Origin of the sequence: Nocardia panacis, assembly GCF_003598715.1 — a bacterium.
Taxonomy (GTDB): Bacteria; Actinomycetota; Actinomycetes; order Mycobacteriales; family Mycobacteriaceae; genus Nocardia; species Nocardia panacis.
Genome location: NZ_QZFU01000019.1, coordinates 228,649 through 247,365, shown reverse-complemented (window position 1 = coordinate 247,365; position 18,717 = coordinate 228,649). Strand labels below are relative to the sequence as shown.

The 18,717-nt window shown below is 66.9% G+C and carries 19 protein-coding genes and 1 pseudogene; 17 read left to right on the top strand and 3 right to left on the bottom strand.

Translation table 11 applies throughout. From position 1 onward, the window contains the following. The first annotated feature begins 48 nt into the window (after positions 1 to 48). The 5 genes and pseudogenes from D5S18_RS15860 to trmD all read left to right on the top strand — a co-directional run bounded on the left by D5S18_RS15860 (position 49) and on the right by trmD (position 3,109). A pseudogene (locus D5S18_RS15860) lies at positions 49 to 1,031 on the top strand (LLM class F420-dependent oxidoreductase). A gap of 196 nt (positions 1,032 to 1,227) precedes the next feature. Then, the gene (rpsP, locus tag D5S18_RS15855) at positions 1,228 to 1,653 is read left to right on the top strand and encodes a 30S ribosomal protein S16 (RefSeq protein WP_120041663.1); all 426 of its coding nucleotides are present in this window, start codon (positions 1,228 to 1,230) and stop codon (positions 1,651 to 1,653) included. Next, entirely contained in the window at positions 1,653 to 1,895 is a 243-nt protein-coding gene (locus D5S18_RS15850; RefSeq protein ID WP_011210690.1) for an RNA-binding protein, read from the top strand. Before rpsP ends, D5S18_RS15850 begins: the two co-directional genes overlap by 1 nt. Beyond that, the gene (gene rimM / locus D5S18_RS15845) at positions 1,896 to 2,417 is read left to right on the top strand and encodes a ribosome maturation factor RimM (protein ID WP_120041661.1); all 522 of its coding nucleotides are present in this window, start codon (positions 1,896 to 1,898) and stop codon (positions 2,415 to 2,417) included. Next, positions 2,414 to 3,109, top strand: coding sequence for a tRNA (guanosine(37)-N1)-methyltransferase TrmD (gene trmD / locus D5S18_RS15840; RefSeq protein ID WP_120041659.1), 696 nt, complete (start codon positions 2,414 to 2,416; stop codon positions 3,107 to 3,109). The genes rimM and trmD overlap by 4 nt, the downstream gene beginning before the upstream one ends. A gap of 453 nt (positions 3,110 to 3,562) precedes the next feature. On the opposite strand, the gene D5S18_RS15835 is transcribed toward trmD, so the two are convergent. Further along, complete coding sequence (locus D5S18_RS15835) at positions 3,563 to 4,414, bottom strand: helix-turn-helix transcriptional regulator (protein ID WP_120041657.1); 852 nt, start codon at positions 4,412 to 4,414, stop codon at positions 3,563 to 3,565. 101 nt (positions 4,415 to 4,515) lie between these two features. Here D5S18_RS15835 and D5S18_RS15830 point away from each other — a divergent pair, with 101 nt between their 5' ends. The 4 genes from D5S18_RS15830 (at position 4,516) to D5S18_RS15815 (ending at position 11,104) form a co-directional block, all read left to right on the top strand. Continuing rightward, entirely contained in the window at positions 4,516 to 6,132 is a 1,617-nt protein-coding gene (locus tag D5S18_RS15830) for an AMP-binding protein (protein WP_120041655.1), read from the top strand. Next, complete coding sequence (locus D5S18_RS15825; protein WP_439651128.1) at positions 6,132 to 7,760, top strand: AMP-binding protein; 1,629 nt, start codon at positions 6,132 to 6,134, stop codon at positions 7,758 to 7,760. The genes D5S18_RS15830 and D5S18_RS15825 overlap by 1 nt, the downstream gene beginning before the upstream one ends. A 72-nt stretch (positions 7,761 to 7,832) precedes the next feature. Then, complete coding sequence (locus D5S18_RS15820) at positions 7,833 to 10,211, top strand: Tex family protein (protein WP_239003847.1); 2,379 nt, start codon at positions 7,833 to 7,835, stop codon at positions 10,209 to 10,211. A 23-nt stretch (positions 10,212 to 10,234) separates the two neighbouring features. Further along, complete coding sequence (locus tag D5S18_RS15815) at positions 10,235 to 11,104, top strand: hypothetical protein (RefSeq protein WP_120041649.1); 870 nt, start codon at positions 10,235 to 10,237, stop codon at positions 11,102 to 11,104. Here D5S18_RS15815 and D5S18_RS15810 read toward each other — a convergent pair. Continuing rightward, complete coding sequence (locus D5S18_RS15810) at positions 11,065 to 11,484, bottom strand: hypothetical protein (RefSeq protein ID WP_120041647.1); 420 nt, start codon at positions 11,482 to 11,484, stop codon at positions 11,065 to 11,067. The two genes, D5S18_RS15815 and D5S18_RS15810, sit on opposite strands and share 40 nt — an antisense overlap. A 176-nt stretch (positions 11,485 to 11,660) precedes the next feature. Here D5S18_RS15810 and D5S18_RS15805 point away from each other — a divergent pair, with 176 nt between their 5' ends. The 8 genes from D5S18_RS15805 (at position 11,661) to dprA (ending at position 17,910) form a co-directional block, all read left to right on the top strand. Further along, positions 11,661 to 12,236, top strand: coding sequence for a winged helix-turn-helix domain-containing protein (locus D5S18_RS15805; RefSeq protein WP_120041645.1), 576 nt, complete (start codon positions 11,661 to 11,663; stop codon positions 12,234 to 12,236). Positions 12,237 to 12,395: 159 nt separating this feature from the next. Next, entirely contained in the window at positions 12,396 to 12,737 is a 342-nt protein-coding gene (gene rplS / locus D5S18_RS15800; protein WP_120042178.1) for a 50S ribosomal protein L19, read from the top strand. An 86-nt stretch (positions 12,738 to 12,823) separates the two neighbouring features. After that, positions 12,824 to 13,570 carry a signal peptidase I gene (gene lepB / locus D5S18_RS15795; protein ID WP_120041643.1) on the top strand — a complete coding sequence of 249 codons (747 nt, stop codon included), beginning with the start codon at positions 12,824 to 12,826 and terminating at the stop codon, positions 13,568 to 13,570. Between the two features lie 89 nt (positions 13,571 to 13,659). Next, a complete protein-coding gene (locus D5S18_RS15790; protein ID WP_239003846.1) occupies positions 13,660 to 14,403 on the top strand; it encodes a ribonuclease HII in 744 nt (247 codons plus the stop codon). A gap of 46 nt (positions 14,404 to 14,449) precedes the next feature. Then, positions 14,450 to 14,755 (top strand): DUF2469 domain-containing protein, encoded by a 306-nt coding sequence (locus D5S18_RS15785; RefSeq protein WP_011210678.1) that lies wholly within the window; start codon positions 14,450 to 14,452, stop codon positions 14,753 to 14,755. A gap of 100 nt (positions 14,756 to 14,855) precedes the next feature. Continuing rightward, positions 14,856 to 15,221 (top strand): YraN family protein, encoded by a 366-nt coding sequence (locus tag D5S18_RS15780; RefSeq protein ID WP_239003800.1) that lies wholly within the window; start codon positions 14,856 to 14,858, stop codon positions 15,219 to 15,221. After that, complete coding sequence (locus D5S18_RS15775; protein WP_120041640.1) at positions 15,221 to 16,726, top strand: YifB family Mg chelatase-like AAA ATPase; 1,506 nt, start codon at positions 15,221 to 15,223, stop codon at positions 16,724 to 16,726. Before D5S18_RS15780 ends, D5S18_RS15775 begins: the two co-directional genes overlap by 1 nt. An 89-nt stretch (positions 16,727 to 16,815) precedes the next feature. Next, positions 16,816 to 17,910, top strand: a complete 1,095-nt coding sequence (gene dprA, locus D5S18_RS15770; RefSeq protein ID WP_439651145.1) for a DNA-processing protein DprA — start codon at positions 16,816 to 16,818, stop codon at positions 17,908 to 17,910. 12 nt (positions 17,911 to 17,922) lie between these two features. Here dprA and D5S18_RS15765 read toward each other — a convergent pair whose 3' ends face one another. After that, positions 17,923 to 18,552, bottom strand: coding sequence for a TetR/AcrR family transcriptional regulator (locus tag D5S18_RS15765; protein WP_239003799.1), 630 nt, complete (start codon positions 18,550 to 18,552; stop codon positions 17,923 to 17,925). Positions 18,553 to 18,717: the final 165 nt, after the last annotated feature.

The window sequence follows — 18,717 nt, the reverse complement described above, 5'->3', positions numbered from 1 at the left end:
TGTCGATTCACTGGTCCCCGGGTGTGCCCCTGGACATAGGGTCTTTCCATGAGCATTCGCCTCGGATACCAAATGCCCAACTTCAGCTATGGACGGTCCGCGCGCGACATCTTCCCGACCGTCGTCGCGCAGGCAAGGGAGGCCGAGGCCGCAGGCTTCGATACGGCCTTCGTGATGGACCACTTCTATCAACTGCCCGGCCTCGGCGCACCCGAGGAACCCATGCTGGAGGCGTACACCGCGCTGTCCGGCATCGCCGCATCGACCGAGCGAATTCAGTTGTCCGCCTTGGTCACCGGCAACACCTACCGCAACCCGGCGCTACTGGCCAAGACGGTCACCACCCTCGACATCGTCAGCGGCGGGCGCGCCGTACTCGGTATCGGCGCGGGCTGGTTCGAACTCGAGCACAAGGCGTACGGCTTCGAATTCGGCACCTTCACCGAGCGTTTCCAGCGCCTGGACGAGGCGCTGCGGATCATCGAGCCGATGCTCCGCGGCGAGCCTCCACCTTCGACGGCAAGTGGTACCACACCGAAGACGCGATGAACGAGCCCCGCATCCGCGACGATCTGCCGATCCTGCTCGGCGGCGGCGGTGAGAAGAAGACCTTCGGCCTGGCCGCTCGATTCGCCGCCCACCTCAACATCATCTGCAACGCCTCGGAGCTACCGCGCAAGGTGGAGGCGCTGCACGAGCGTTGCGCAGAGGCAGGCCGCGACCCGAAGACATTGGAAACCAGCTTCCTGTGCTTCCTCATGATCGACGAGGACGGTGACCGCGTGCGCAAACAGCAGATCGAACGCATGCGCGCGGGGGGTTTCGATATGACCACCATGTCGCCCGAGGAATTGCGCCGATCCCCGGCCGACCGCCAATTCGTCGGCACGCCCGACGAGGTCGCCGAACAACTTCAAACGCGGGTGCTCGACCACGGCATCCAGGGGCTGATCGTCAATATGGTCACCAACGGCCACGAGCCCGGCGCGGTCGACCTGGCAGGGCGCACCGTCTCGGCGCTCATCCGCTGACCGCACCGCCCATGCGGGCGATTACCAGGGCGCGTTCGGCGTCTGGCACAATGGAGCACCGTCCTCAGGGACAGTGTCAGCCCGTCTCCGGTCACGCACCGCGCGGCGGTCACGCACTCCAAGCGCGAAACCGGACCCGCTAGACCGTGCGGGTCGCTGAATCGCGCAGTGACCAACCTTCGAAAGGCAGATCAGCATGGCTGTTCGCATCAAGCTCACCCGCATGGGCAAGATCCGCAACCCCCAGTACCGCATCGTCATCGCCGATGCCCGCACCCGCCGCGACGGCCGGGCCATCGAGTCCATCGGCAAGTACCACCCGAAGGAAGAGCCCTCCCTCATCGAGATCGACTCCGAGCGCGCCCAGTACTGGCTCGGTGTCGGCGCGCAGCCGACCGAGCCCGTGCAGCGCCTGCTGGAGATCACCGGCGACTGGCAGAAGTTCAAGGGCCTGCCGGGCACGGAGGGCACCCTGAAGGTCAAGGCCGCCAAGCCGTCCAAGCTGGACCTGTTCAACGCCGCGCTGGCCGCCGCCGACAACGAGCCGGTCGCCGAGGCCGTCACCCCGAAGAAGAAGGCCGCCAAGAAGGATGAGGCTGCCGAGGCCGAGGCCGCCGAGTAATGAGCGCCGTCGTCGCCGATGCCGTCGAACACCTGGTTCGCGGCATCGTCGCCAATCCCGATGACGTCCGCGTCGAGCTGATCACCGGCCGCCGCGGCCGCACCGTCGAGGTCCACGTCCACCCCGATGACCTGGGCAAGGTCATCGGGCGCGGCGGGCGCACCGCGACCGCGCTGCGCACCCTGGTGGCCGGGATCGGCGGCCGGGGTATCCGCGTCGACGTCGTCGATACCGATCAGTAGATGGAACTGGTCATAGGCCGGGTCGTCAAATCGCACGGTGTGCGCGGCGAACTGGTCGTCGAGGTCCGCACCGACGAGCCCGCGGCGCGTTTCGCGCCGGGGGCTCGTCTGCGTGGCAAAATCGCGTCCTCGGGTCAGGCGCGCGAATTCACCATCGAGTCGGTCCGCGAACATTCGGGCCGACTGTTGGTCTTCCTCACCGGCGTCGCCGACCGTGTCGCCGCCGACGCGCTGCGCGGCACGCTGTTCCTGGTGGACAGCGCCGACCTGCCCCCCTCGGGGGACGACGAGTTCTACGATCACGAACTCGAGGGCCTGCGCGTGCAGCTCCTGGACGGCACCAAAGTGGGCACCGTGCGCGAGGTGTTGCATTCGCCCGCCGGTGAGCTGCTGTCCGTGCGCGCCGCCGACGACGGTCGCGAAATCCTCATCCCCTTCGTCACCGCCATCGTGCCGACGGTCTCGATCGCCGAGGGCCTACTCACCGTCGACCCGCCCGAGGGGCTGCTGGATCCGGAATGAGACTCGACGTAGTCACCATCTTCCCGGAATACCTGGAGCCGCTGCGCACAGCATTGCTGGGCAAGGCTATCGACAAGGGCCTCATCGGCGTCGAGGTGCACGACCTGCGCCGCTGGACCCACGATGTGCACAAATCCGTGGACGACTCCCCGTACGGCGGCGGCCCCGGCATGGTCATGAAGCCGACCATCTGGGGCGACGCCCTCGACGAGGTATGCCCCGATGCGGCGCTGCTCATCGTCCCCACCCCCGCCGGTGTGCCCTTCACCCAGGCCACCGCCCAACGCTGGTCACGCGAATCCCACCTGGTCTTCGCCTGCGGTCGCTACGAGGGCATCGACCAGCGCGTCTTCGATGACGCCGCCCGCCGCGTCCGCGTCGAAGAGGTCAGCATCGGCGACTACGTACTCATCGGCGGCGAGGCCGCCGTACTCGTCATGACCGAGGCCGTGGTTCGACTGCTCCCCGGTGTGCTCGGCAATCAGCAATCCCACCAAGAGGATTCGTTCTCCGACGGACTACTCGAAGGTCCCAGCTACACCCGACCCGTCACGTGGCGCGGGTTGGATGTACCCCCGATCCTTCTTTCGGGCGATCATGCCAAGGTAGCTGCTTGGCGGCACGAACAATCCCTTGCGCGTACTCGCGCGCGTCGTCCGGATCTTCTTCCGCCGGAACAGGATTCGGAGTAGACGAAGCCGCCCGTCGAAGCGGTGACCGGCGGCGATTCGTGCTCATTTCTCGGCGAGCATGGTGCCGATGGCTCTACCCCGGTGGCAGTCGAATACTGGTCCTCGCCAAGAGCTTTGCCGCGAGCGCAGGTTCTTGGCGGAGCAGCTCCAGTGGAGCTTCGTGGTTGTTTCCGGGCATGCCGGCCACTGTGCCACAAAAATCGGCCGCGAAACCAATTGAATTTCAGCGCTTTGGGGCGGGTCTCGCGACACGCCGGAAAGTGGTTTGTTTATGTTTCAAACGTGAATCTCCAAGCGTCGCAAAGCGAGTCGTTTTTCGATTCGAAAATGGGTCGCGGTGATGAGAGCCTTGTGAGGGTGTCCGTGCTGTCCGAAGATATCGCCGAAAATCGGTTGTTGTGAAATGAAACACTGCACCGCAGTGCAGTTCAACTGCACCGAGGTACAGAATGATCAGGGCAGCAGCCCGTATCGCCGGGCCAGCGCCACGGCCTCGTGCCGGGTGCGCGCACCGAGTTTGACCATGCTGTTGCGCAGGTAGCTCTTGACGGTCTCGGGTCCGATCGAAAGCCGCTGGGCGGCCTCGTGATTCGTGCATCCGAGCGCGATCTGTGCGAGTACGTCCAATTCGCGGCGGGACAGGGCGGGTGCGTCGGGTGACGGCTCACCGACCAGTGTGCGTCCGAGACGGGCGCAGATATCGTGCAGTCGGATGCGTAATTCGTCGTCGGCGGTGGAGCACGCCATACCGCGCAGGTCGGCGTGAATGGCCCGCAATTCCTCGGCGACGGCGGGTGCGGTATCGGGGGAGGGTGCGGTGAGTTCGAGTAGTCGCACCCGTCGATCGACTTCGTCGCGAATATGGATTTCGGCGGCCAGTCGTCGGCCTGCCTGCAGGATGAGATCGGTGATGCGGTCGCCCAGCGTGAACCCGCCGCGAGTGGCGGCATATAGGACCGCGCGCGAACATTCGCCGACAACCACCGGTATTGCCGCCACGGAGCGAATTCCCTCGCCCGCGACCGGCCCGTCGTAATCGTGGGTAATGGTGGAGGCGCTGCGATAGTCCGAGACCACGGCGGGCCGTTTCGTATCGATGACCCGCCCGCCGAGCCCGTACGCGCGCACCACGGGCAACCCGCGCAGCCCGTTGGTCGTGGTGCCGTGCAGTTCGGAGATCAGCAACGTGTCCTGGAAGACCTCGCCGCCGAAGACCACGGGCACCCCCGCCTTCTCGGCGACCCAGCGGATCTCGGCGCGGAGGGCATCGCTGTCGCGGGGGCGCAGCAGTGTGGTGGCGGTCATCGGGGACTCACCCCTTTTCGGGGGTAGTGGCGAACGTGATGTGACGCACATTCTACTGGGACGACCGGGGTGGCCTGCGCCGCCTCACGAGGAGAGGTGCCATGACGGATCTGAATGCGCGCGTCAGCGAACTCATAGACGAATACGACGGCCCAGGGGCTTGTGCCGCCGATTTGTTGTGCGATCGGCATCCCGCCGGTGCGGTCGCGTTCACGGTCGTGGATGCCGATCTGTCGGCCGAGGAGCTCACCTACGGCGAATTGCATGAGCGCTCAGCGCGTTTCGCGGCGGCGCTGGCCGATCTCGGGGTGGGTCCCGGCGATCGGGTGGCAACCCTGATGACCAAGTCGGCCGATCTGGTGGTGGCGCTGCTCGGTATCTGGCGCCGCGGCGCGGTGCATGTCCCGCTGTTCACTGCCTTCGCCCCGCCCGCCATCGCCTTCCGGCTGCAGGCGAGCCACGCCTCGGTCGTGATCGCCGACGCGAATCAGGCGGCCAAGCTGGAGCCGGGTCCGGATATGCCCGGCGGCGAGTGGCGATTGATCGTCGCGGGCGATAGCCCGGCGGACGCGCTGAACTTCCGGACGCTGGTCGAGACCCATCGGCCGCTGACGGAACGCGCGGTGGTCGGTGGTGACGGCATCCTGGTCCAGTTGTTCACCAGCGGCACCACCGGCACCCCGAAGGGTGTGCCCGTTCCGGTGCGCGCGCTGGCTTCGTTCCACGCGTACCAGGAGTTGGCGCTGGATGTGCGCCCGGACGATGTGTTCTGGAATGCCGCCGATCCCGGCTGGGCCTACGGTCTCTACTACGCGCTGCTGGGTCCATTGGCTTCGGGTCGCCGCAGCCTGCTGTTGCACGCAGGATTCTCGCCCGCCCTCACCCTGCAGGTATTGCGGCGTTTCGGTGTCACCAATTTCGCCGCCGCGCCGACGGTCTATCGCGCGCTGCGGGCCGATTCGGCTACGGCCGAGACGAAGCTGCGGCTGCGTCGAGCCTCCTCGGCGGGTGAGCCGCTGACGCCCGAGGTGGTGGCCTGGTCCTCGGAGCATCTGGGTGTCGCGGTGCGCGACCACTACGGGCAGACCGAGCACGGCATGTTCATTTGCAATGCCTGGCACCAGGATTTGGATACCGACGCCCCCCTCGGTTCGATGGGCCGCATGCTGCCGGGCTGGTCGGTCGGCGTATTGCGTGAGGATGCCGACGAACCGGCCGCCCCTGGTGAGCTGGGGCGGGTGGCCATCGATACCGAGAGCAGCCCGCTGCTGTGGTTCCTCGGCTATCTCGACGCTCCCGAGCGCACCGCACAGCGCTATACCGCCGACGGTCGCTGGTACCTGACCGGCGACGCCGGATCCGTCGACGAGACGGGATTGTTCCGTTTCTCGGCCCGCGATGACGATGTGATCATCATGGCCGGCTACCGCATCGGCCCGTTCGAGGTGGAGAGCGTGCTGGTGCTCGACGACCGGGTGGCCGAGGCGGCGGTGGTCGGTCTGCCGGACGAGTTGCGCGGTGAAGTGCTGGAGGCCTTCGTGGTGCTGCGCGCCGCCGCCGACGCGGGCTCGCAGTTGGAGGCGGAGCTCCAGGAATTGGTCAAGCGGAAGTTCGCGGCACACGCCTATCCCCGGCGGGTGCATTTCGTGACCGAACTTCCCAAGACACCGAGTGGCAAGGTGCAGCGGTTTCTGCTGCGGCAAAAGGAGGTTCGATGATGGTGGCGCTACCGAGCTACGGTTCGGGTGTTTCCGACAAGCCGCTGCTGGGTGACACGATCGGCGGCAACCTGGATCGCACCGCGGCCGCGTTCCCGGATCGGGAAGCCCTGGTGGATCGACCTTCCGGCCGCCGCTGGACCTACCGCGAACTGGTCGCCGATATCGACGCGCTGGCTTCGGGTCTGCTCGCGAAGGGTATCGGCAAGGGCGACCGTGTCGGTATCTGGTCGCCCAACTGTGCCGAGTGGTTCCTGGTGCAGTACGCGACGGCGAAGATCGGCGCGATCCTGGTCAATATCAATCCGGCCTATCGCACCGGTGAGCTGGAGTATGCGTTGCGCCAGTCCGGGATTCGGCTGCTTGTCGCGGCCGAGCGCTTCAAGACCTCCGACTACGCGGGCATGATCGAGCAGGTCCGCCCGAACTGTCCGGACCTGACGCAGGTGCTGCTGCTGGGCACCTCGCAGTGGGATGCGGTGGCGCGCAGCGTGATCGAATCCGAGCGGCTGGCCGAGCTCGCGGCCACGCTGTCCACGGATGATCCGATCAATATCCAATACACCTCGGGCACGACCGGATTCCCGAAGGGTGCCACGCTCAGCCACCACAATATCCTCAACAACGGCTATTTCGTCGGTGAGCTGTGCGGATACACCGAGCAGGACCGGATCTGCGTCCCGGTGCCCTTCTATCACTGCTTCGGCATGGTGATGGGCAATCTGGCCGCCACGAGTCACGGTGCGGCGATCATCATTGCGGCTCCGTCATTCGACGCGCGGGCCGCTCTGGCGGCCGTGGCGGAGGAGAAGTGCACCTCGCTCTACGGCGTGCCGACCATGTTCATCGATATGCTCTCGGTGCTCGACAGCGGTGCGGCGCCGGATCTGTCGACCCTGCGCACCGGCATCATGGCGGGCGCGACCTGCCCGGTCGAGGTGATGAAGCGGGTGCTGGACCGGATGGGTATGCACGAGGTCTGCATCTGTTACGGCATGACCGAGACCTCTCCGGTGTCCACGCAGACCCGCCGCGACGACAGCATCGATCGGCGCACCGCGACGGTCGGTCGGGTGGGTCCGCATCTCGAGGTCAAGATCGTCGATCCCGCGACGGGTTTGACGGTGCCGCGCGGTGAGCCCGGCGAATTGTGCACGCGCGGTTATTCGGTGATGCTCGGCTACTGGGGGCAGGCGGAGAAAACGGCCGAGGTGATCGATGCGGCGCGCTGGATGCACACCGGCGATATCGGCGTCATGGATGCCGACGGCTACCTCGCCATCACCGGCCGGATCAAGGACATGGTCATCCGGGGCGGGGAGAATATCTATCCGCGCGAGATCGAGGAATTCCTCTACACCCACCCGGATATCCTCGACGCGCAGGTGATCGGTGTGCCGGACGCGAAGTACGGCGAGGAATTGATGGCCTGGGTCAGGATGCGCGAGGGCGTGGCCCCGCTCGACGCGTCTTCGGTGCGCGAATTCTGCGCGGGTAAGTTGGCGCGCTTCAAGATTCCGCGCTACGTGCATGTGGTGGACGAATTCCCGATGACGGTCACCGGCAAGATCCGCAAGGCCGAGATGCGCGAGATCTCGGTGGGGCTGCTCGCGTCGGAGGAGGGCTGACCGAGCTGTCGGCGCGCGACGGTAGTGTTTGCGGACGTGACGACAGCGCCCGACACCGCAGATTCCGAACCGATCAGCCCGGCGGCCAACCCCACCGTTGCCGTCGCCGGGGTCACCCGTCGCATCGCCGATGAGCTATCCGTACGGGAGTCTCAGGTGAGCGCCGCCGTCGAACTGCTGGACGCGGGTTCGACGGTGCCGTTCATCGCCCGCTACCGCAAGGAGGTGACCGGCGGGCTGGACGACGCGCAACTGCGCGTGCTCGACGAACGCCTGCACTATCTGCGCGAACTCGACGAACGTCGGGCCTCGATCGTCGAATCCATCCGGGGCCAGGGCAAATTGGATTCCGCGCTGCACACCCAGTTGCTGCTCGCCGAGACCAAGGCCCGCCTCGAGGACATCTACCTCCCCTATAAACCCAAGCGGCGCACCAAGGCCCAGATCGCACGCGAGGCCGGGCACGAGCCGGTGGCCGATGCCCTGATCGGCGATCCCAGCACCGATCCGGCCCAGTACAGCGCCGAACAGCTCGACGGCGCGCGCGCCATTCTGGTCGAGCGTTTCGCCGAGGACGCCGACCTGGTGGGCGAGTTGCGTGAGCTCATGTGGAGTCGCGGGCAGCTCAGGTCCGCGGTGCGCGAGGGCAAGCAGGAGGCGGGTGCGAAGTTCGCCGACTACTTCGAATTCGACGAGCCCTTCGACAAGCTGCCCTCGCACCGGATCCTGGCGCTGCTGCGCGGGGAGAAGGAGGAGGTGCTCACGCTGCACCTCGAACCGGATACCGAGGAGCCGCAGGACGGGGAGCGCTCGATCTACGAGGGTCGCATCGCGATCCGCTTCGATATCGCCGAGCGCGGCCGCCCGGCCGACCGCTGGCTGCTCGATACCGTCCGCTGGGCTTGGCGGACAAAATTGCAGGTCAGCCTGGGAATCGATACCCGGATGCGGCTGCGGCAGCAGGCCGAGAAGGACGCCGTCGATGTGTTCGCGGCGAATCTGCGCGATCTGCTGCTGGCCGCGCCCGCGGGCACCAGGACCACGATGGGCCTGGATCCGGGCTACCGCACGGGTGTGAAGGTCGCCGTGGTGGACGCCACCGGCAAGGCGGTGGCCACCGAGGTCATCTACCCGCACAAACCCCAGGGCCAGACCGAGAAGTCGCTGGCCGTGCTCGCCGCGCTGGTGGCGCGCTTCAATGTCGAGCTCATCGCCATCGGTAACGGCACCGCCTCTCGCGAGACAGATGCCCTTGCCGTGGAACTGATTTCGCGCATTCCGGAGCACAAGCCCACCAAGATCGTGGTCTCCGAGGCGGGTGCGTCGGTGTACTCGGCCTCCGCCTACGCCTCGCAGGAACTGCCGGATATGGATGTGTCGCTGCGCGGCGCGGTCTCCATCGCGCGCAGGCTGCAGGACCCGCTGGCCGAATTGGTCAAGATCGAGCCGAAATCCATTGGCGTCGGCCAGTATCAGCACGACGTGTCCGAGACGCTGCTGGCCCGCTCGCTGGGCGCGGTGGTGGAAGACGCGGTGAACGCGGTCGGCGTCGATGTGAACACGGCCTCGGTGCCGCTGCTGTCGCGGGTGTCCGGTATTGCCGGTTCGCTCGCGGAAAGTATTGTGGCGCACCGGGATCAGCACGGTCCGTTCCGCAGTCGGGCGGCATTGCGCGAGGTGTCGAGGTTGGGTCCCAAGGCATTCGAGCAGTGCGCGGGCTTCCTGCGCATCCGCGGTGGCGACGATCCGCTGGACACCTCCGCGGTGCACCCCGAGGCATATCCGGTGGTGCGTCGGATCATGGAGTCCACCGGACGTGGCGTCGCCGAGGTCATCGGCAATACCACCGTGCTGCGCGCGCTGCGGCCCGCCGAATTCACCGATGAGAAGTTCGGTGTGCCGACGGTGACCGATATCATCGCCGAACTCGAGAAGCCGGGCCGCGACCCGCGCCCGGAGTTCAAGACGGCCGAATTCGCGGCGGGTATCGAGAAAGTGGCCGATCTCGAGCCCGGCATGGTGCTCGAGGGTGTGGTGACCAATGTGGCCGCGTTCGGGGCGTTCGTGGATGTGGGCGTGCACCAGGACGGTTTGGTGCACGTGTCGGCCATGTCGCACAACTTCGTCAAGGATCCGCGCGAGGTCGTCAAATCCGGCGATGTGGTGAAGGTCAAGGTGGTCGAGGTCGATGTGGCGCGGCAGCGGATCGGACTGTCGCTGCGCCTCGACGACGAACCCGGCGCCGGGGCCAAGGGTGAGCCGCAGCGCGGTCGCGGCGCCGGTGAGCGGCGCGGCGGCGGCGACCGCCAGGGGCAGCAGCCCCGGCAGAATGGTCAGGGTAAACAGGGTCAGCGAAACCAGCAGGGCCGCAACAACAACCAGCGCCGCAGTGCGCCCGCGCCCAGCGGTGCCATGGCGGACGCGTTGCGCCGGGCCGGTTTCGGACAGTAGACCGGTGCGGTGAACGGAGGCCCATGCGACGGTGGCTCGAGCAGGATGTGGTCGCGCACGGCAGAGGTCCACTGCTGTGCTTCCTGCTCGGGTTCATCGTGGGCTTCCTGTTCATCCGGCTCAGTGTTCGACTGATCCGCAAGAAGGTGCGCTGGTGGCCGGGCAATCTGCGCTCCGGCGGCGTCCACATCCACCACATGGTTTTCGGAGTGGTGCTGGTGCTGCTGTCCGGCATCGGGATGGTCACGCTGTATCAGAATCTGAGCCTGCTGGTGGCGAGCCTGTTGGCCGCGACCTTCGGCGTGGGCGCCGCACTGGTGTTGGACGAGTTCGCGCTCATCTTCTATTTGCGCGATGTGTATTGGGAGGAGCAGGGCCGCACCTCCGTCGACGCGGTCTTCGTCGCCCTGGCGGTGACGGGTCTGCTGCTGCTCGGGTTCCATCCGCTGTGGTTGCTGGATATCAACGACTACCGCCGCACGGCCGGTGTCGAGGCGCAGGTTGTTGTTATCGGGTTCGCGGTGGTGAATCTGGCATTGGCCGCCATCGTCATCGCCAAGGGCAAGATCTGGACCGGACTGTTCGGCATGTTCTTCCTGCCTTTGCTGGTGGTGGGCGCGCTCCGCTTGAGCCGACCGGGCGCGCCATGGGCCCGCTGGCGCTACGCCGACCGCCGCAGACTCATGTACCGCTCCATCGTCCGAGAGCGCCGCTACCGCAAACCCGTGATCGGGGCGAAGATCTTCGTCCAGGATTTGGTGGCGGGCAAACCCGATGTCGCCCACGTGCGCACCGCGGCCGAGGCCGAATTGACGCGCCGCGTAGTCCCGGCCCCGCCCGCGCCGCATCGCCATCACGGGCTGTTCGGTGCGCAGGACACGGAGTCCGACTGAGCGCTGTGTCGGGGCGAATTCCAGGGCTGTTCGGTCCGCGTGCCCGCGTCGTCGGCGAGTGCGATGCGCAAGCAAGCGGCGATCAGCGCCGATTCGCCCAGCGCGCAGAGCACGGCAATCGCCTGTGCCGCGCCGGGATTGGCGGTGACCAGGTCGAACCACATATCCACCGCCGTGATGCCCGCGACGGCGGCGGCGCTGACCCGCGCTCGGGGGTCGGCGCGGCGCAGCAGGGTCCATGTCAGTCCACAGCCCGCGGCGATCAGTAGATCGAGCCCGACCCACGCCATCGACCAATTCCTGACCTCGGTGGTCGCGGGGAGGGTGGCGGCGAGGACGCCGGACCAGGGAAGTAGGGCGATCGCCGAAGCGGCGATCATTCCGTGCGCCCGGCGGTTGGGCGCGGGCCGACTTGTCGATCGCCTGTGGGCGGATCGGTTGGTCGATCGAAGCGGGTGCTGACGGAGGGCGGTCGTGCTCATGGTTCCCACCGTAGAATCGCAAACAAATCTTTGCAAATAATATTTTGCAAAGAATTCTTTGCTATCGTGGACGCATGGACAGGTACGACGAGACGCACCGGGCCGAGCAGATGACCGGCGCCGAACGCACCGCGCTGTATCGCACACTGGCCCACCCGCTGCGCAGCCGGATACTCGACTACCTCGGTCAGCACGGTGCGGCGAATTCGGTGACACTGGCCGAGGCGCTGCGCGAAAGCACCGGTACCACCAGCTATCACCTGCGCAAACTGGCCGAACTCGGCCTCATCGAGGAAATCGCGGAGAAGTCGACGGGCCGCGAACGCTGGTGGCGCGGGCTTTCGTTCAGCCACACCACACCCGACCCGGCCACCATGGATCCGGCCGAGCTCAGCGCGGCGGCTCATCTGGCGGACTTGAAGAAAGCGCAGGATTTCGATCTTTACGCACGAGCCGTCAAGGAGTGGTCCGGCCCGACCGGATGGGCACAGCTGCGGCGCAGCAATACCTATCTCACCCACGAGCAGTGGCTGGAATTCGTCGCCGAATATCATGCGCTGGTCGTTCGCTACAGTGTGCACCGAACCGACGCGCCGCCGGACGCGCGGCATATGCTGATCCGCCTGTTCGCCGCTCCTGAGCCGCAGTGAGCAGCCCCGATTTCACCGGTGCCGCGGCGATCTGGCACAATAATCGGGTTGCCCTGGGTAGATGTCGACCCGGCAAATCCCATATTCGGAGCACGAACCGGCCGAGCACGCTCGCGTGCCGCCAGGGTCCTCTGTTCGCGCGAACCCATAAGGATGGACATGAACACCCTTGACTTCGTCGATGAGAAGTCGCTGCGCAGCGACGTTCCCGACTTCCGAGCGGGTGACACCCTCAACGTGCACGTGAAGGTCATCGAAGGCTCCAAGGAACGTATCCAGGTCTTCAAGGGCGTCGTCATCCGGCGTCAGGGCGGCGGCATCCGCGAAACCTTCACCGTCCGCAAGGTGTCCTTCGGCGTCGGCGTGGAGCGCACCTTCCCGGTGCACACCCCCAACATCGACCACATCGAAGTGCTGACCCGCGGCGATGTCCGCCGGGCCAAGCTGTACTACCTGCGCGATCTGCGCGGCAAGGCCGCCAAGATCAAGGAAAAGCGCTGAGCTTACCGATCTTTGCCTAGCCCGGCATCGGACCTTCGGTCCGGTGCCGGGCTACTCTGTTCCGCGTGGCAGACGAAAGTGGGTCGATGACGGTGTCCGATGCGGACAACGAGGGGACTGGTCGGCGCAAGGAGAAGAAGAAGCAGCGCCCGTTCTGGCAGGAGCTGCCCATCCTGCTCGTCATCGCCGCGGTGATCGCGGCACTCATGGTGACCTTCATCGGACGCCCGTACGTCATCCCGTCGCAGTCGATGGAACCCACCCTGCACGGTTGCGCGGGCTGCACCGGCGACCGCATCTACGTCGAGAAACTCACCTACGACTTCGGCGATCCCAAGCCGGGCGATGTCGTGGTCTTCGTGGGGCCGCCCTCCTGGAACGACACCTACAAGTCGATCCGGTCGAGCAATACCGTCACCCGCGGCGTGCAGAACTTCTTCTCCTTCTTCGGACTCGTGCCACCCGATGAGAACGACCTGGTCAAGCGCGTGATCGCGGTGGGCGGGCAGACGGTGCAGTGCTGCGACGCGCAGGGCAGGATCCTGGTCGACGGCAAACCGCTGGACGAGCCGTACGTCAAATTCGACTACCCGTGGAATCCCAACGGGGCCAATGCCGTCTACCCGGTGGGTCGCGTCTTCGGGCCGATCAAGGTGCCCGAGGGCAATCTGTGGGTCATGGGCGACAACCGCCGCGAGTCCAGGGATTCGCGCGCCCACGTGGGCGACGAGTTCCAGGGCACGGTGCCGATCAAGAATGTGCGCGGCAAGGCCGTCTTCAAGATCTGGCCGCCGGGGCGGATCGGTCCGGTGCACGCCCAGAATCCCCAGTAGTTCGACCCCGGCGAACCAATCTCCCACGGGCGCAGGATAATCGGTAGGTGGGGCAGACCCGGAAGACGTCGAGTCGGATGAGCTGGAGCATGAGTTGGCCGCCGCGCACGGTGATGCGCCGTGCGAGCGGTTTGCGCACCCTGGAGGCGGCGCTGATCCGCAGCGGCCTCGGCCCGGTCGCGGGCGTCGACGAGGCGGGGCGCGGCCCGTGCGCGGGTCCGCTGGTGGTGGCGGCATGTCTGCTCGCGCCCAAGGCCTACGACAAGCTGGCCGGACTCGACGATTCCAAGAAGCTGACCGAGGCGGTGCGCGAGGAGCTGTATCCGGTCATCACCCGGCTCGCTCTGGCCTGGAAGGTGGTCGTGGTCCCAGCGTGGGAGATCGACTCCCTCGGGATTCACGTGGCCAATATCGAGGGGATGCGCCGGGCGGTGGCCGGACTCGGGCAGACACCCGGCTATGTGCTGACCGACGGCTTCCGAGTGCCGGGCATTCCGGTGCCCTCGCTGCCGGTGATCGGCGGTGACGCGGCGGCCGCGTGTATCGCCGCGGCCAGCATCCTGGCCAAGGTGACCCGCGATCGGATGATGGTCGACCTCGACGCGCGTTTCCCCGGCTACGGATTCGCGGCGCACAAGGGGTACAACACGCCCGAGCACACGGCCGCGCTGGAACGGCTCGGTCCGACCAGCGAACATCGGCGGTCCTGGCGCAACGTCCGGGAATTCGAGGGCGCGGCCTCGGTAGACTACCCCGGCGCGGTCCTCGGCGACGGCTCTGTCGCCAAGGCCGCCGACGGGCGAGTGGCTACCGATGCCGTCCGTGCGCGATGATGGCAAGTGAGCAAGCACTGCGCCGAGAAGGAGGACGTCCCACCCGATGAGTGCCGAGGACCTGGAGAAATACGAAACCGAGATGGAGCTCTCGCTGTATCGCGAGTACAAGGACATCGTCGGTCAGTTCTCGTACGTGGTGGAGACCGAGCGCCGCTTCTACCTGGCCAACTCCGTGGAGTTGCGTCCGCAGAACGCCGACGGCGAGGTGTACTTCGAGGTGCGGATGAGCGATGCCTGGGTCTGGGATATGTACCGGCCCGCCCGCTTCGTCAAACACGTCCGGGTGATCACCTTCAAGGATGTGAATATCGAGGAGTTGGAAAAGCCGGACCTGCGCCTGCCCGAGTAGTCGGTCGCCGATTGTCCACAGCCCGGCGGCTGTCAACAGGGTTGCTTTTCGCCCAGGTCACGGCCATAAGCGCACGGTGGTTCCGCATCATGCTGTCCGTGTGGCAGACAAGGTGGACAAGAAGGCGCTCGGCGCATATGGCGAGACTCTCGCCGCCCAATACCTGCTCGATACGGGTATGCAGATCGTTGCGCGCAATTGGCGGTGCCGCTACGGCGAACTGGACCTGATCGCCCGCGACGAGCGGGTCACCGCCTTCGTCGAGGTGAAGACGCGCACCGGCCTCGGCTACGGCACCCCGGCCGAATCGGTCACCTTCGCCAAACGTCGGCGCATTCGGCAGTTGGCGCTGTTCTGGCTGCACGAGCAGGAGCAGCCGTGGCGGCATGTCCGCTTCGATGTGGTGTCGGTGCTGGTCACTCGCGGACACCGCCCCGTCATCGACCATCTGCCGGGGGTGTTCTGATGCCGCTCGGTCGTGCGTATTCCGTCGCGGTGACGGGGGTCGACGGCCAACTCATCGAGATCGAGGCCGATGTGGGCCAGGGCCTGCCGTCGGTGCACCTGGTCGGCCTCCCCGATACCGCACTGCAGGAATCGCGGGACAGGGTGCGTGCCGCGGTCACGAATTCGGGGGAGAAGTGGCCCGATGGCCGGGTGATCCTGGCCCTCTCACCCGCCACGCTGCCGAAGGTGGGCAGTGTCTACGATCTGGCCCTGGCGGTGGCCGTCCTCGACGCGGCCGGATTGGTGCCCGCCGAGCGGCTGGCTCGTACGGTGCTGCTCGGCGAGTTGGCGCTCGACGGTCGGGTGCGTCGGGTGCGCGGCATCCTGCCCGCGGTCATCGCCGCGCGCGACGCCGGGTGTGCCACGGCCGTGGTGCCGTGCTCGGTGCTGGCCGAGGCCGGATTGGTCGACGGCATAACGGTTTTGGGTGCGGATACCCTGCGTACGGTCATCGCTTGGTTGCGCGGGGAGGGCGCGCTCGTCGAACCGGACGGTCAATTGCCCGAGGTGGTCCCCTCCGGTGGCGATCTGAGCGAGGTCGCAGGCCAGGAGGAAGCGCGCTGGGCGCTGGAAATCGCGGCGGCGGGCGGACATCACCTACTGCTCACCGGTCCGCCCGGTATCGGGAAAACGATGCTGGCGCAACGTCTTCCCGGTCTGCTGCCGCCGCTCACCGAATCCGAGTCGCTGGAGGTCACGGCCATCCACTCCATGGCGGGCGTACTGTCGGGCGACCAACCTCTCATCACCGCACCGCCTTTCGTCGCCCCGCACCATTCCACCTCGGCGGCGGCCATGATCGGTGGCGGCTCCGGATCCGCCCGCCCTGGCGCGGTCAGCCGGGCACATCGCGGCGTGTTGTTCCTCGACGAGTGCGCCGAGATCAGCACCCACATCCTCGAGGCGCTGCGCACCCCGCTCGAGGAGGGCGAGGTGCGTATCGCCCGCCGTGATGGCGTGGCCCGGTATCCGGCCAGATTTCAACTGGTCATGGCGGCCAACCCCTGCCCGTGCGCCCCCGCCCGCGATGTCGACTGCATTTGTGCGCCGTTGGCCCGCCGCCGCTATCTGGGCAAGCTCTCGGGGCCACTGATGGACCGGATAGATATCTGGGTCCGGATGCACGGTCAATCCAGCGCCATCAGTGCCGAATCCGCGGAGAGCAGTGCCGTGGTGCGTGCCCGAGTGGCCGTGGCCCGCGCCGCCGCCGTGGCCCGCTGGCACGAGTACGGCTGGACCACCAATGCCGAGGTGCCCGGCCACATCCTGCGGCAACGCTTCCGCCTCCCGCATGCCACCATCGCCCCGATCGAGACAGCCTTGCGCCTCGGCCGGATGTCCGCCCGCGGCGCGGACCGTGCCATCCGCGTCGCCTGGACCATCGCCGACCTGCGCGGCGCCGATCTCCCCACCTGTCAGGATGTGCTGTCCGCCATGAATTTCCGTCAGCGAGGTGTCCAATGAGCGGGGTCGGGGCAGCAAGCTTCGAGGCGCCGGGCGCGGCCGGGTATCCCGCATGCGGGTCGTCTGTGGCGGATTCGGATGAGCGGAGGTTGGCCTGGGTCTATCTGTCGCGGGTGGTGCAGGGTCCGTGTGCGGCGGTGTCGGCATTGATCGCCTCGGTGGGCGTGGTGGAGGCGGCGCGCGCGGTGCGGGAAAGCGATCTGCCGGAGTCGCTGCGCCCGGCGACGCAGCAGCGGCGGGGGATCGATAGGGCCGCAAGGGATTTGGAGCTGGCCGAGCGGATCGGGGCGCGGGTGGTGACACCCGATGATGCCGAGTGGCCCGCCTGGCGGCTGCTGGGGTTGGCTCGCCTGGATGCGGGTCGGGAGGGTGCGATGCCGCTGGCGCTGTGGGTGCGCGGTCCGGGATCGCTGTCCGCGTGCACCGAGCGCGCGATCGCGGTCGTCGGCCGACGGTACAACGACGACTACGGAGCACAGGTCACCGGTGAGGTGGTGGGTGATCTCGTGGCACAGGGGTGGACGATCGTCTCGGGCGCCGCCTTCGGTATCGACGGGATCGCGCACCGAGTCGCGCTGTCCTTGGGCGGCAGCACCGTCGCGGTGCTGGCCCGCGGTGTCGACCGCCCCTATCCCGCCGCGCACGACCGTCTGATTGCTCAGATAGCCGAATCCGGCTTGGTGGTCAGCGAATACCCGCTGGGTGTTCCCGCGCACAAACACCACTTCCTGGCTCGGAATCGCCTGATCGCCGCCCTGTCCGATGGGGTGGTGGTCGTGGAGGCCGGGTCGCGCAGCGGCGCCCGCAATACCGCGAAGTGGGCGCGGCGATTGGGCCTGCCCGCCCTGGCCATTCCGGGGCCGGTCACCACGGCGAATTCCGTCGGCTGCCATCGCATGATCCGCGAGGGCGAGGCGCGCCTGGTCACCAGAGCCGAGGACATCATCGAAGAAGCAGGCCCGCTTCGTCTTTCGCAGCCCGATACCACCGAATCCGCCGTGTCGGGCAATGAGGCCCTCGTCTTCGACGCCCTCCCGCGTACCGGCTCCCGACAACCCCGAGAGTTGGCCACCGCCTCCGGAATCGCCCTCCCAGAGGTCCGCGCCGCACTTCCCGTGCTCGAATTCGCAGGTCTCATCGGCGTTGACGAGAACGGTTGGCACCGAATCCGACATGGGCCCTGAGTAATGCGGTTGTCACTGTGGTCTCGCCTCGGCCGCGTCGAAGGCGGGGTGGAGTGGGGCGAGACAGGTGCGGAGCAGATCCGGTAGTGAGCCGGAAGTGACGACCAGGCCCGAGGTGGGGATGCCCGGCTGTAGCCACTGTTCGAGCGCGATACGGACGGCTGCGGCGACCCCGGCGGCGAGCACCTTGGCGGTCGGACCGTCGGCATCGCGGAGGTGGCTCGCGATCGCGTCGGCCAGCGATCCTGTGATGCCGCCGGTGGTGCCCAGGAACGCTTCGCGCAAGGCCGGGTGGGTGGTGATCAGCAGCAGAGTGTCGCGTCGGCTCGCACCGGGGTCGCTGTATTGGGCCAGGACCGCCTCGGTGACGGCCTCGGCGAGCCGAACTCCGGTCGGTCGGGTCGCGACCATCGTCGCGATTCGAGCGTCCCGATCCGCGGTGACGGCGGCGGCGATCGCATGTTCGCGGCTGGAGAAGTAGTTGTTGTAGGTCCTCGGCGAGACACCGGCCGCTTCGGCGATGTCCTCGACCCGCACGTTATCCGGTCCCTGTTCCAAGGCCAGCCGCAGTGCTGCTTCCCGCAGCGCTATGCGGGTGGCTTCCTTCTTGCGTTCGCGCAAACCCGCCGGTCTCGTCGTCACGTCCCCATCCTGCCACATTCTGCGCGTGCGCAATCTTGCGTGCATGCAAGATTGCGTTTGGTCTGGCGGCGCGGCACTTCGGATCGACAGAAGGAGTACACGCAGTGCGCGGTAGGGGAATGATCTACGACACCGGGTTCTTCCAGAACGGCCGGTTTTCGCGAG

Excerpts from the sequence above, each read along its gene's own strand:
- rpsP (WP_120041663.1), top strand. The coding sequence starts at position 1,228 with ATGGCTGTTCGCATCAAGCTCACCCGCATGGGCAAGATCCGCAACCCC.
- D5S18_RS15850 (WP_011210690.1), top strand. The coding sequence starts at position 1,653 with ATGAGCGCCGTCGTCGCCGATGCCGTCGAACACCTGGTTCGCGGCATC.
- rimM (WP_120041661.1), top strand. The coding sequence starts at position 1,896 with ATGGAACTGGTCATAGGCCGGGTCGTCAAATCGCACGGTGTGCGCGGC.
- trmD (WP_120041659.1), top strand. The coding sequence starts at position 2,414 with ATGAGACTCGACGTAGTCACCATCTTCCCGGAATACCTGGAGCCGCTG.
- D5S18_RS15835 (WP_120041657.1), bottom strand. The coding sequence starts at position 4,414 with ATGACCGCCACCACACTGCTGCGCCCCCGCGACAGCGATGCCCTCCGC.
- D5S18_RS15830 (WP_120041655.1), top strand. The coding sequence starts at position 4,516 with ATGACGGATCTGAATGCGCGCGTCAGCGAACTCATAGACGAATACGAC.
- D5S18_RS15825 (WP_439651128.1), top strand. The coding sequence starts at position 6,132 with ATGGTGGCGCTACCGAGCTACGGTTCGGGTGTTTCCGACAAGCCGCTG.
- D5S18_RS15815 (WP_120041649.1), top strand. The coding sequence starts at position 10,235 with ATGCGACGGTGGCTCGAGCAGGATGTGGTCGCGCACGGCAGAGGTCCA.
- D5S18_RS15810 (WP_120041647.1), bottom strand. The coding sequence starts at position 11,484 with ATGATCGCCGCTTCGGCGATCGCCCTACTTCCCTGGTCCGGCGTCCTC.
- D5S18_RS15805 (WP_120041645.1), top strand. The coding sequence starts at position 11,661 with ATGGACAGGTACGACGAGACGCACCGGGCCGAGCAGATGACCGGCGCC.
- rplS (WP_120042178.1), top strand. The coding sequence starts at position 12,396 with ATGAACACCCTTGACTTCGTCGATGAGAAGTCGCTGCGCAGCGACGTT.
- lepB (WP_120041643.1), top strand. The coding sequence starts at position 12,824 with ATGACGGTGTCCGATGCGGACAACGAGGGGACTGGTCGGCGCAAGGAG.
- D5S18_RS15790 (WP_239003846.1), top strand. The coding sequence starts at position 13,660 with ATGAGTTGGCCGCCGCGCACGGTGATGCGCCGTGCGAGCGGTTTGCGC.
- D5S18_RS15785 (WP_011210678.1), top strand. The coding sequence starts at position 14,450 with ATGAGTGCCGAGGACCTGGAGAAATACGAAACCGAGATGGAGCTCTCG.
- D5S18_RS15775 (WP_120041640.1), top strand. The coding sequence starts at position 15,221 with ATGCCGCTCGGTCGTGCGTATTCCGTCGCGGTGACGGGGGTCGACGGC.